This window comes from Segniliparus sp. (assembly GCF_051660745.1).
Classification (GTDB): Bacteria; Actinomycetota; Actinomycetes; order Mycobacteriales; family Mycobacteriaceae; genus Segniliparus.
Genome location: NZ_JBOFQF010000016.1, coordinates 1 through 12,193, shown reverse-complemented (window position 1 = coordinate 12,193; position 12,193 = coordinate 1). Strand labels below are relative to the sequence as shown.

The following is a 12,193-nucleotide window of genomic DNA, read 5'->3' as shown; positions in this document are numbered from 1 at the left end:
CTATTCGGCCTTGGTCGGCCAGCGCCCGTGCACGGCCTCTTGGACCTTCGCGTCCTTGAGCGCCGTGAGATCGGCGAGGTCGGCCGCGTAATCGGCGAGCTTCGCGCGCAGCGCGGGGTCCGAGGCCGCCAGGATCCGAAGCGCGAGCAGGCCCGCGTTGCGGCCCGCGCCGACGCCGACGGTTGCCACCGGGATGCCCGGCGGCATCTGCACGATGGAGAGCAACGAGTCGAGCCCGTCGAGGCGCTCCAGCGGCACCGGCACCCCGATCACCGGCAGCGTGGTCGCGGACGCGACCATCCCCGGCAGGTGCGCGGCCCCGCCCGCGCCCGCGACGATCACCCGAAGGCCCCGCTCCTCGGCCTCTGCCGCGTACTTGAGCATGCCCACCGGCGTGCGGTGCGCCGACACGACGCGCGCCTCGAACCCGATTCCGAACTCTGCGAGCGCCTCGGCGGCCTGGCCAAGCACCGGCCAGTCCGAGTCGCTGCCCATAATCACCCCGACAACCGGGCTCACGCCGACGAGCTTCTCAGTCATGGGGCTTACTCTACTGCGCCAAAGCCGACTTCCCGGCGGCGACGACCTGGGCGAAACGCGCGACGCGCGACCCGAGGTGCTTCGCGGTCTCCCGGTCGGCCTTCGTCACGCCCTCGTCGCCCTGGTCCGCGTTCGCCTGCGCGCCCGCGCCGAGGAAGAAGCCGAGCCGGTTGAGGTCGTCCTCGCTGGCGGCCGAGGTGTTCCAGCCGGGGGGCAGGCCGAGTCCGACCCAGTGCATCGCGTGCTGGGCCGCGAAGACGCTCAGCGCCTGCAACGTGTGCACCTTGTCGCCGCTCTTCGATCCGGAGACCGTGAACCCGGCGGCGAGCTTCCCGTCCCACGCGAACGCCATCATGCGCCGCGAGGTGGACTCGGCGAACGCCTGGAACGCGGCGGACGGCGAGCCCATGTACGTCGGCGAGCCGAAGATGATCGCGTCGGCGGCGTCCAGCGCCGCCCAGTCCGCCTCCGAGAGCTCTTTCACATGGACCCTGGCCACCTCGGCCCCGGCTTGCCGCGCGCCCTCGGCGACCTCGTTGGCCAGGGCTTCGGTGTGCCCGTACCCGGAGTGGTAGGCGACGACGACGTTCACGGCAGACATGCGTTCTCCTTTGTGCAGAGCGAAAGCGCGGGCCGCGCCTCTCTACGAAACCTCATAACTTCGGAAATCATTCCCCTCCGGAGAGCCCCGTCCCGCTCGACAACCAGCGCGCGGCTTGCTCCGCCTCCGCGCGCACGGCAGGCGCGTCGGCAGCGGCCCCGAGGAGGTTCACATGCCCGATCTTGCGTCCAGGCCTCGGCTCTTTGCCGTAGAGGTGCACCTTCACCCTCGGCGAGCGCGCCATGAGGTGGTGCACCCGCTCGTCCATCGACATGCCGTTCGCCGCGACGCCGCCGACGATGTTCGCCATGACCACAACCCCGGCGGTCAGGCCAGGATCGCCGAGCGGGTAGTCGAGCACCGCGCGCAGATGCTGCTCGAACTGGCTGGTCGTGGACCCGTCCATCGTCCAGTGCCCGCTGTTGTGCGGCCGCATCGCCAGCTCGTTGACCAGGATCCGCCCGTCCTCGGTCTCGAAGAGCTCCACCGCAAGCACGCCGACCACGCCGAGCTCGGTCGCGATCTTGATCGCGAGCTCCTGCGCAGCTGCGGCGAGGCCGGGGGGAAGGCCCTGGGCGGGCGCGACCACGACCACGCACATCCCGTTCTCCTGCACCGTCTCCACGACCGGCCAGGCCGCGACCTGGCCGAGCGGCGAGCGGGCCACCAGCGCCGACAGCTCCCGCTTGGCGACGACCTTCTCCTCGGCGAGGACGTCCTGCCCCGCCTCCAGCAGCTGGGCGACGACCTCCTGCGCCTCGTCCTGGCTCTGCGGGAACCACACGCCCCGCCCGTCGTAGCCGCCGCTCGCGGTCTTGAGGACCACGCCGCCGTCCGGCCATGGGCACTGCTCCGGGTCCACCACCCGCCAGAATCCGGGCGCGGGCGCGCCCAGCTCCACGAGGCGCTCGCGCATCGCGAGCTTGTCCTGCGCGAATCGGAGCGCCGAGGACGGCGGATGCACCGCGACCCCGTCCGCCTCCAACGCCCGCAGCACGGCCTGCGGCACATGCTCGTGGTCGAAGGTGACCGCGACCGCCCCCCGCGCGGCGCGGCGCAAAGCCTCGAGGTCGTCGGCTTTCCCGAGCACCACGTCCGGGCTGACTTGCGCGGCGGGGTCGTCGGGATGTTCGGCGACGACTCGCAGGCCACGGCCCAAAGCGATGGCGGCTTGGTGGGTCATCCGGGCCAATTGGCCGCCGCCCACCATCGCCACCAGGGGTGATTGTTCAGAGGAAGTCACAACGACAGCATAGAGAGGTAGACTGTGCCGCTATGTCTGACGCCGCCAACCCATCGCACGAGCCGGTCGAGGTGATAGAGCGCGCCGTGCTGCGGCTGCTGCCCCGCCCCTTGCAGGCCTTCCTCCTCCGCCATCACGAGATCATCAAATTCGCCGTGGTCGGCGCCACCACGATGGTGTTCGACATGGCCGTGTACTACGCGCTCATCTTCACCGTGATGCCGACGAAGCCGACTGTCGCGAAGATCTTCTCCGGCGTGCTCGCGACCGTGCTCAGCTACATCCTCAACAGCGAGTGGTCGTTCAAGCACCGGGGCGGGCGCCAGCGCCACCACGAGGCGCTGCTGTTCTTCGGCATCAGCGGGATCGGCGCGCTGCTCGGCGCCGCGCCGCTGTGGGTGGCGAACAACCTCTTCCACATCCGCCACGGCGGATCGTGGCTGCACACCGTGCTCATCGACTTCGTCCTCGCCTACATCATCGGCAACTTCCTGCAGATGGTGTTCCGGTTCTGGGCGCTGCGGAAATTCGCCTACCCCGCCCTCTTGGACGAGCTGCCCCCCGAGAACGAGGACGCGACGGCCCTCGCCCCGTAAGCCGAGCCGTCCTCGGAGGCTTCGTCGACGGGCTGCCCGCCGGGGAGGCGCTCCTTATCGGGGCTCCGCCTAGACGTCCAACCCCAACAAGGCGTTCTCCACGACCTCGGTGAGCGCCGGGTGGATCCAGTACTGGCCACGCGCCATGCTGCGCACGTCGAGGCCGAACGAGAGCGCCTGGATCAACGGCTGGATGAGCGTCGAGGCCTGCGGGCCGATCAAATGCGCGCCGAGGAGGCGCCCCGAGCCGCGCTCGGCGACCAGCTTGCACAGGCCCGTCGTGTCCTCCATCGCCCAGCCGTACGCGACGTCGCCGAAGCCCTGCGTCTTCACCGCGACGTCGAGGCCTTGCCCCCTGGCCTGCTCCTCGGTGAGGCCGACCGAGGCGATCTGCGGATGGGTGAACACGGCGGCGGGCACATAGCGGTGGTCGAACGAGTCGAGCTCGGCGCTGTCCCAGTCCTGGAGCAGGTTCGCCTGCACGATCCGCGCCTCGTGGTTCGCGACGTGTTTGAGCTGGTAATGCGAGCTCACATCGCCGAGCGCCCACACGCCTCTGGCCGCTGTCCGCCCGTGCCGGTCGACCACGACCCGGCCCGCGTTGTCGAGCCCGACCCCGACCGAGGCGAGGTTCAACCGGTCGCCGTTGGGCTTGCGGCCCACCGCCACGAGCAGCGCGTCGCCGCTCGCCCGGGTCCCGTCCTCGAAGACGAGCGCCACCTCGTTCCCGGCGTGCTCCACCCGCTCGACCCGCGCGTTCAGCCGCACGTCCCACTTCTCCTTGGCGACCTCGGTGAACCGTTGGGAGATGTCGTGGTCCTGGTGGCGCAGGAGCGCCCCGCCGCGCGCCACCACCGTGACCTGCGAGCCGAGCGAGGAGAAGACGTGGGCGAATTCCGCCGCGATGTAGCCGCCGCCGAGCACGAGGAGCCGTTCCGGCAGCTCGGGCAGCCGCATGACGTCCTCATTGGTGTAGAACGGCGCACCGCTGGCGGCGACCGCCTCCGGGACCACCGGCCGCGAGCCCGCCGCGATCACCACCCGCTTCGCGAGCACCTCCTCGCCCGCCTCGGTCGTCAAACGGTAGGCGCCGTCCTCGGCCCGCCCGGCGAACCGCACCGGGGAGGTGTGGACGTCGATGTTCGCGCAGTCCTCGACCCGATAGCGCTTGCCGCCCGCAGAGATCGGGTCGATCCGCCCGAAGACGCGGCGCACGATAGCGGGCCAGTCGACTCCCTCCACCTTCGCGTGGACGCCGTAGCGGCCCGACTCTCGGACCGTCTCCGCGACATCCGAGGCGTAGACGAACATCTTCGTCGGGATGCAGCCGACGTTCAGACAGGTCCCGCCATATATGCCGGATTCGAAGAGCGCGATCCGCCACGAGTCGAACCGCTCGTCCGGAATGGAGTTGCCGCTGCCGGAACCGATAATCGCAAGGTCGAGTGTGGCCACAGCGCGATTCTAGCCGGGGCTAGAGGTTCAGGCCCGGGGAATCCGGCTCGTCCCTCGCCCACGGCGGGACTGGCGGGCCGTCGTTCGCCCGCCGGGCCTGCGGCGCGATCGCGGACGGGGCGGGGATCGCAGCAGGGACGGGCACGGGCGGGACGATCGCAGACGGCGCGGGCGGCGGCGAGGCGAATCCCCCGGCCCCGGAGCCGAACTGCCCGCCAGGCGGGGGCGGCGGGGAGGGGTATCGCGGCACGACCGGCTGGGCGGCGGCGCGCTGGCCCTCGTAGATCTTGGCCTGCGCCTCCTGCGGGTCGCGGATGGACGACAGCCGCACCGCGCGCAGGCCGCCCGAAGAGACCGAGACGGTGCCGGTCTTGAAGAGGCGGTCGAAGATCCCCTGCCGGTGCCTGATGGCGTTGACCTTGCCGAGCGGCACGTCGGTCCCGGCCCGCACCAGCAGGCCCCGCCGGACGGCGACACGCTGGTCGGTGACGAAGTAGCGGGGGGCGCGCCAGCGGACGAAGCCGACGACGAGGAAGACGAGGAAGACCACGCCGCCGAGGATCTCAAGCGAGAGGCCGTGCGTCTTGTGCTGGGCGACCCGGTGCGCGAACAGGTTCGCGCGGACGTGCTCGCTACGGGCGACCTGCTCGGCGTGCCCGGCGTGCCAGTACCCCAAAGCCGCCAGAACGAGCCCGAGGACCAGACCGGCGAGCAGCAGGCCCGCGAAAACTTTCCAATGCGGTTTCGCCTCCACCAGGACCCGCTCGCCGGACGCGAGCCAGTCCTCCGCTTCTTCTGAAGCCATCCCTGTCCTCCTATGTCCGACGACTCTGGCCGTCAAGATCGAACACTTCCCGGTAGAGCATAGCGTGGACCTGCTCGACGTTCGGAATGTCTTCGAATTCCAGCGGCTCGTCCGAAGCCGACTCGACGACCAGGACCCCGGTCCGCAGAACCCGGTCCAACAGGCCGTGGCGGAACTCCACGCTCGCGATGCGCGACAGCGGGATGTCGATGCCCGTGCGGGTGAGCACGCCGTGCCGGTAGGCGACCCGTTTGTCGGTCACATAGAAGTTCGTGGTGAGCCAATCGACGAAGCGCACAACGCAGAGCAGCACGACCGCCGCCGCGTACACCGCCAGCGCGGCCCCCGCCGCGACAGTCCTCGCGGTCCCGTGCGTCCGCTCGTCCGCGAAGTACAGGGCGAAGCCCAGCGCGACGCTCAGGAGGAGGAAGACCCCGACCGGCCTCAGGAGCCACTTCCAATGCGGATGGGTGCGCAGCTGGACCTGCTCGTCGGGGGCGAGCCACTTCGGCCCGTCCCCCTTTTCCCCCGCAGTCATGCCGTCCCCCTCGGCCGCACATGCTCGATGTCGCCCGCGTCCACCACGCGCGAGGTCCCGTCCGGCTCGGCCACGACGAGCCTGCCGTGGTGGTCGACCGAGCTGGCCCTGCCGAGGATCTCGCCGCCGCCAGGCAAGGACACCCGCACGTCCTGCCCGATGGTCGAGCAGTGCGCCCGGTACGCCGTCGCGAGGCCGGGGTCCTGGGTCCGCCACTGCTCCACGCCCCGGTCCAGCTCCATGAGCAACAGCGGGACCAGCTGCTGGCGGACCGCCGCGACCTGCTCCACGCGGAGCGAGGTGGCCGTCGGCACAGGCAGCTCGTCCTCGCGCTGGTCGACGTTCAATCCGACGCCCACCACCGCCTCGTCCCCCTTCGGGGCGAGCTGGACGAGGACGCCTGCGATTTTGCGGTTGCCGATGAGCACGTCGTTCGGCCATTTCAGGCTGGGGTTGGGCACGGGGACGCCAGAAATGGTCCGGTAGGAGCGCAGGTACTGGGCGAGCATCGTGCCGACGGAAAGCCCGACGACCAGGGGGAGCCAGCCGAGCTCGGCGCCGCCGGGCTCGACGGCGACGCCGAACGACAACGCGATCTGCGCGTTTGGCGGAGCCTCCCAGCGGCGGTCCAACCGGCCCTTGGCGTTCGTCTGATGGTCCGCGATGAGCACGCGCCGCGCGACAGACCCGTACCGGGCCCGGTCCATGAGGTCCGCGTTCGTCGACCCGGTCTCCTCGATCACCTCCACCGACTCCCAGCCCAGCGGCGGGCGGTTCGCGAGATATTGGCGCAGCCATGCTGGGTCGAGCGGCTCTCGGCGATCGTTCTCGGTCATGCTGACCAGCCTAAGCCCGTCTTCACGGTCTGTCGTTCCCAGGGCGCCCGCGAAGACCGATATGATAGTGCCTCATGACCACCGCTGAACATGTCGAAGCGCCGAGCATCCACACCACTGCCGGCAAGCTCCACGAGATGCGCCAACGCCTCAACAACGCGCAGAAGCCGTCCGGCGAGGCAGCCGTCGAAGCGGTGCACGCGAAAGGCAAGCTGACCGCGCGCGAGCGCATCGAGCTGCTCCTCGACCCGGGCTCGTTCGTCGAGTTCGACGCCTTGGCGAAGCACCGCTCCACCAACTTCGGAACCGGCTCCAAGCGCCCGCTCGGCGACGGCGCCGTCTGCGGGTACGGCAGCATCGACGGCCGCGAGATCTGCATCTTCAGCCAGGACGCCACCGTCTTCGGCGGCAGCCTCAGCGAGGCGAACGGCGAGAAGATCACCAAGATCATGGACCTCGCGATCAAGACCGGGCGGCCGCTGATCGGCCTCTACGACGGCGGCGGCGCGCGCATCCAGGAAGGCGTGGTCTCCCTCGCGCAGTTCGGCGAGATCTTCCACCGCAACATCCGAGCCTCCGGCGTGGTCCCCCAGATCTCCATCGTGCTCGGCGCTGCGGCGGGCGGCGCTGTCTACTCGCCCGCGCTCACCGACTTCATCGTCATGGTGGACAAGTCCAGCCAGCTCTTCATCACCGGCCCCGACGTGATCAAGACCGTCACCGGCGAAGAGGTCTCGATGGAGGAGCTCGGCGGCGCGAACACGCATATGGCGAGGTCCGGGACCGCCCACCACGTCGCGCCCAACGAGGAAGAGGCGTTCGAGTTCGTCAAGGAGCTGCTCACCTACCTCCCCAACAACAACCGGGCCGAGGCTCCGCGCTACCCGCACGAGCACCCCGTCACCTTCCCGATCGAGAACTCCGTGACCCACGAGGACGAGGAGCTCGACACGATCATCCCGGACTCCCCGAACCAGCCGTACGACATGCACGACATCATCAGCAGGATCGTGGACGACGGCGAGCTCTTGGAGATCCAGCCGGGCCGCGCCCAGAACGTCATCGTCGGCTTCGGCCGGATCGAGGGCCGCTCGGTCGGCATCGTCGCCAACCAGCCCAAATTCCTCGCGGGCTGCTTGGACATCGACGCCTCCGAGAAAGCCGCCCGGTTCATCCGGACCTGCGACGCCTTCGGCATCCCGATCCTCTCGCTCGTGGACGTCCCCGGCTTCCTGCCCGGAGCCGCGCAGGAGCACGACGGCATCATCCGCCGAGGCGCGAAGCTGCTGTACGCGTACGGCGAGGCGACGGTCGGCAAGATCACCGTCATCATCCGCAAGGCTTACGGCGGCGCGTACATCTGCATGGGCTCCAAGCACATGGGCGCGGACGTGAACCTCGCCTGGCCGACCGCCGAGATCGCCGTCATGGGCGCCTCCGGGGCCGTGAACATCGTGCACCGCCGCACCCTCTCCGAAGCGGAGAAGAACGGCGAGGACGTCGAGGCCGTGCGCGTCAAGCTGCAAGACGAGTACGAGACCGCGCTGTACAACCCGTACGTCGCGGCCGAGCGCGGCTACATCGACTCGGTCATCCTCCCGTCGCACACCAGGGGCCAGGTCTCTGTGGCGCTGCGCGTGCTGGAGCGCAAGGTCGCGCCGTTGCCGCCGAAGAAGCACGGCAACATCCCGCTCTGACCCGAGAGCTCACACGTGCTGTGGCCGTCCGCGAAAGCGGGCGGCCACAGTTTTTTCTCGACATGGCTCGGAGCCAGACTGCCCTCGCCGAGAGCGGCAGCTCTCGTGTCGTGCCCAATTCTGGAGAGGGCGGAACGATCGTGGCGGGAGAGCGAGCCGCGCCTGCGATCTATTCGGATCCGTGGTCGTGCGGCCGGTCCTGCTGGCGAAGCAGTCGCATTTTCACTGACATCGAGTTTCTTCGCCTAGACCAGGCTTCCCCCGATTTATCCGGCAATCCAGCCATTTCGGACCGTCCCGTATAAACAAGCCAGCATAAACAAGACAGATTGAGCGCCGATAAGACAACTTGAGCACACGCCTGGAAAACCCTTGGGGAATCTCTATTCTCATTCTATTGAATCGATACCGAAAAGTAATGCTGGCGGGCATTGGCGGTCAACACTAATAGAGGTCGGATGGGAATGAACAGCTTCCAGTCGCAAGAATACGCGACAACAAGGACGAGCCCTCGCTGGCGGGCATTCAGAAAAGCCACAGCAGCTTCGGTCTGCGGCATGAGCGTTTGGGGAGCCCTGCTCTCGTCCTCCGGGACCGCGTTCGCGGACACGACCGTGGATTTGCCGGACGACTCGCTCACACAGACCTTGCCTGACGGGACCGCCGTGACGTTGTCGGTTCGGGATCAGTACGCGATCATCTCGCCCGCGATGGTGGCGGTGCAGACAAGCCGGAACATGTGGGCGAACGGGACGGTCCGGGTGGATATCGAGGGGAAGGTGGACGAGGGTCGGATCACCCCCGGCTACATCATTGGCTGCCAGTTTGACTTCGGGCGGATCGACAAAGACAACAACGTGCACGGGGGCGCGAGCGCGGGCGGCCAGTTCAACGGCGGCGCGTCGAGCCCCGGCACCGACTTGAACGCGAGCGTCGCCCTCAACGCGGGCGCCGCGGCGGCCAATGGAGCGCAGCAGGTGGGGAACGGGCTCTCCGGGGCATTGGGCGGTTTGGCGTCGAGTCCGCCCAATGCGGCCGCCATCGGCCAAGGCCTGCGGGGCGCGGGGCAGGGCGTGGTGAACGGGATCAGCGGAGTCGGCTCCGCGATCGCTCCGGCCGCAACCCCGTACCTGCCGGGCGGGGCCATCGGGTTCTCGCTCGAGCCGGGCCAGACGTTCGACTTCCCGATGCTCAAGATCGAGGAGCCTGACGACTACGGCAACCAGGCCTTCGACAACTACTTCGCCTTCTCCGGCAACCGCGGCGGCATCACCTACACCGACGTGACGTTCCGGGTCGACGGCTGCGCGGGCTACGCGCAAGCTCGCGCCTACACGAAGGTCCGCGTCAAGAACTCCAAGACCATGGCGTGGGTGACCCTCTGGGGACCGCCCTTCAGCATCGGATGACGCGAGCTCGGCGCCCGGCGCATTTCTGCAATGCGTCTGCTGGCGCCAGATCCCCACTGCCAGTTCCATCCGGCTCCGTTTCGTGCGATTCGCGCTGCGCATATTGATCGAGTTCCTTTTCGGGCGACCCGAAAGGACGGGGAGTTTCACGAAACTCCCGCCATTGAGTCCGATTTAGCAATTATGCGGATGACAGCGTGCCCTTGAGTTCATATCACTCATATAGTGATCGCTATGGCAATGGTTTCTACAATACGTGGCGATGTCGATGTCGACGAATTGGGCTGCTCGCTCATGCATGAGCATGTCTTCGTGTTGGGCGAAGAGGTTCGATTGAACTATCCCGAGACCTGGGACGAGGAGACGCGCGTCGCCGACGCTGTGGCGAAACTCCGCGCATTGCGAGAGCGCGGCGTGACCACGATTGCCGATCCCACCGTGATCGGCCTTGGCAGGAATGTGGAGCGCGTCGCTCGCGTCAATGCCCAGGTGGATATTCATATCATCCCCGCGACGGGTTTGTACACCTATCGAGATGTCCCCTTTCCGCTCGAATACTCCCCGTGGGGGCTTGAGACTTCCCCTGAGGGGAGGACTACTGCCGATCCCTTGGTGAAGATGTTCGTCAAAGACCTCACCGAGGGCATCGCAGCGACGGGGATACGCGCGGCTTTCTTGAAGGCGGCGATCGGGGAGCCGGGAATGGCTCCCGGCGTGGAACGAGTCTTACGTGCTGTCGCTGTCGCGCACAAGGAGACCGGGGCGCCCATCACCGTCCACACCGACGCGTTGCACCAACGCGGCCGGGAGGTGGTGTCCGTGTTCCGGGAGTACGGCGTCGATTTCAGCAAGGTGGTCATCGGACACAGCGGGGACTCGGACGACATGGGTTATCTCTTAAGGCTCATCGACTCCGGGAGCCTGTTGGGCATGGACAGGTTCGGCCTCGACCCGATCTTGAGTTTCGAAAAACGTGTGGACACGGTTGTCGAGCTCTGCAGGCGCGGGCTGGCCGACCGCATGGTCCTCGCCCACGACGCGGCGTGCCACATCGACTGGTACGAGCTCTCACCAGGGGTCATGGACAGGGTGCCGAAGTGGAACTTCACCCACATCCACGACGATGTGCTGCCTGCATTGCGGGACAAAGGCGTGAGCGAGGCCGACATCCGCACGATGCTCGTGGCCAATCCCCGCCGCTACTTCACCCCTGCGGGGGCTTAGGGCATGTCTGAGACCAGGCGATCCGAGCAGCCTTCCGCGACCGGACGGACCGATGCGGGACAGGCGCGGGACAACCCGTCGCTTGCCTCGTCCGGCACGCCTCCGGCTGGATCTGGCTCTGATGGCGGCTTCTTCTTCCTCTCCAGTCTGGACGCGGCACGCGTGTTCGTGCGGAAATGGCTGCCGCCCGTGGGGATCCGCAGGCGTGCGACGGTCCAGATCACGCACGGCATCAGCGAGCACAGCGGGCGCTACAGCCGGTTGGCCGAGTTCTTGGCGGCGCACGGCGCCATCGTGTACGCCCTCGATCTGCGCGGGCACGGGCTCACCGCTGGGCCTGCGGGCCTCGGCCAAGGAGGACTTGACACCTGGGACCGGATGACAGCGGATATAAAACAGCTCTCCGATATCGCCCTCGCCGAGCATCCCGGGCTCCCCCTCGTCGCGTTCGGCCACAGCATGGGCTCCGCCTTGGTCCAATCCCATATCGAGCGCCACGGGACGCTGCTCGCGGGCGCCATCCTGTGCGGGACTATGGGAGCGGTCCCAGGGCTCAGCGAGTCCGAGTTCGCGGAAGCGATGCGCCAACTGCTGCCGCTCGCCACCGGACCTGAAGCCGATGCGCCGAGCGAGCTGTTCGGATCGGTCATCGCGAGCCTCAACGCTCCGTTCGCAGCGGGCGTCCCACATCCGACAGGCTGCGAATGGCAGACGAGCGACGCAGCGGAGGTCCAGGCGTTCTTGGACGACCCCCTCTGCGGGAAGCCTTTCTCGAACAGCATGACCTATTCGGTTTTCCAGGGATTCCATAGTTTGTGGCTGCCTGAGAATGAAGCAGGCGTCCCGCTGGGCCTGCCACTGTTGATCATCGCAGGCGCCGAAGACCCTGTCGGCGGCAAGACATCGAGCATTCAAGCGTTGATCGCCCGCTACCTCGCTCGAGGCCATCGCCGGTTGAGCGTCCGTTTCTTCGAGGGCGGACGCCACGAGATACTCAACGAGCCAGAGAAAGACCAGGTGCACCGCGAGATCGGTGGCTGGTTCGCGCAGCATCTCAACAGCTGAGGCCCGGTGTTCCGCCTGCTGGACCACAGCGCTGTGGTCCAGCAGGTGGAACACCGGGCCTCCCGGCATGGTTCCGATGCGCGCGTCGAGCCAACGGGGCTTCGGCCGCTCCCCTTCGAGCTCAAGACACCGCCAAACCCGCAGGAGCGGGGGGGGGGGGGGGGGGGGGGGGGGGGGGGGGGGG

General features: G+C 68.0%; 12 protein-coding genes. 5 read left to right on the top strand and 7 right to left on the bottom strand.

Features of this window, described 5'->3' with window-relative positions:
* The 3 genes from purE to ACRC20_RS04165 form a co-directional block, all read right to left on the bottom strand.
* Entirely contained in the window at positions 1-540 is a 540-nt protein-coding gene (gene purE / locus ACRC20_RS04175) for a 5-(carboxyamino)imidazole ribonucleotide mutase (RefSeq protein WP_438685085.1), read from the bottom strand.
* Positions 541-550: 10 nt separating this feature from the next.
* Positions 551-1,141 carry a flavodoxin family protein gene (locus ACRC20_RS04170; protein ID WP_438685084.1) on the bottom strand — a complete coding sequence of 197 codons (591 nt, stop codon included), beginning with the start codon at positions 1,139-1,141 and terminating at the stop codon, positions 551-553.
* A 67-nt stretch (positions 1,142-1,208) separates the two neighbouring features.
* On the bottom strand, positions 1,209-2,384 hold the full coding sequence (locus ACRC20_RS04165) for a 5-(carboxyamino)imidazole ribonucleotide synthase (RefSeq protein ID WP_438685083.1): 1,176 nt from the start codon (positions 2,382-2,384) through the stop codon (positions 1,209-1,211).
* Between the two features lie 32 nt (positions 2,385-2,416).
* Here ACRC20_RS04165 and ACRC20_RS04160 point away from each other — a divergent pair, with 32 nt between their 5' ends.
* Positions 2,417-2,980, top strand: a complete 564-nt coding sequence (locus tag ACRC20_RS04160; RefSeq protein WP_438685082.1) for a GtrA family protein — start codon at positions 2,417-2,419, stop codon at positions 2,978-2,980.
* A gap of 69 nt (positions 2,981-3,049) precedes the next feature.
* Here the strand turns inward: ACRC20_RS04160 and ACRC20_RS04155 are convergent, their stop codons facing one another.
* Genes ACRC20_RS04155 through ACRC20_RS04140 form a run of 4 tightly spaced genes read right to left on the bottom strand, consistent with a single transcriptional unit; the run spans position 3,050 to position 6,614 of the window.
* Positions 3,050-4,435 carry a mycothione reductase gene (locus ACRC20_RS04155; RefSeq protein WP_438685081.1) on the bottom strand — a complete coding sequence of 462 codons (1,386 nt, stop codon included), beginning with the start codon at positions 4,433-4,435 and terminating at the stop codon, positions 3,050-3,052.
* 19 nt (positions 4,436-4,454) lie between these two features.
* The gene (locus ACRC20_RS04150) at positions 4,455-5,240 is read right to left on the bottom strand and encodes a PH domain-containing protein (RefSeq protein WP_438685080.1); all 786 of its coding nucleotides are present in this window, start codon (positions 5,238-5,240) and stop codon (positions 4,455-4,457) included.
* Between the two features lie 10 nt (positions 5,241-5,250).
* The gene (locus ACRC20_RS04145; protein WP_438685079.1) at positions 5,251-5,778 is read right to left on the bottom strand and encodes a PH domain-containing protein; all 528 of its coding nucleotides are present in this window, start codon (positions 5,776-5,778) and stop codon (positions 5,251-5,253) included.
* Positions 5,775-6,614 (bottom strand): biotin--[acetyl-CoA-carboxylase] ligase, encoded by an 840-nt coding sequence (locus ACRC20_RS04140; protein WP_438685078.1) that lies wholly within the window; start codon positions 6,612-6,614, stop codon positions 5,775-5,777. Before ACRC20_RS04140 ends, ACRC20_RS04145 begins: the two co-directional genes overlap by 4 nt.
* 74 nt (positions 6,615-6,688) lie before the next feature.
* On the opposite strand from ACRC20_RS04140, the gene ACRC20_RS04135 reads away from it, so the two are divergent.
* The 4 genes from ACRC20_RS04135 to ACRC20_RS04120 all read left to right on the top strand — a co-directional run bounded on the left by ACRC20_RS04135 (position 6,689) and on the right by ACRC20_RS04120 (position 12,009).
* Positions 6,689-8,311, top strand: coding sequence for an acyl-CoA carboxylase subunit beta (locus ACRC20_RS04135; protein WP_438685077.1), 1,623 nt, complete (start codon positions 6,689-6,691; stop codon positions 8,309-8,311).
* Positions 8,312-8,868: 557 nt separating this feature from the next.
* Positions 8,869-9,720: an MspA family porin gene (locus ACRC20_RS04130; protein ID WP_438685076.1), complete on the top strand. Its 852-nt coding sequence runs from the start codon at positions 8,869-8,871 to the stop codon at positions 9,718-9,720.
* A 234-nt stretch (positions 9,721-9,954) separates the two neighbouring features.
* The gene (locus tag ACRC20_RS04125) at positions 9,955-10,944 is read left to right on the top strand and encodes a phosphotriesterase family protein (RefSeq protein ID WP_438685075.1); all 990 of its coding nucleotides are present in this window, start codon (positions 9,955-9,957) and stop codon (positions 10,942-10,944) included.
* A gap of 3 nt (positions 10,945-10,947) precedes the next feature.
* A complete protein-coding gene (locus tag ACRC20_RS04120) occupies positions 10,948-12,009 on the top strand; it encodes an alpha/beta fold hydrolase (protein WP_438685074.1) in 1,062 nt (353 codons plus the stop codon).
* The last annotated feature ends 184 nt before the right edge of the window (positions 12,010-12,193 follow it).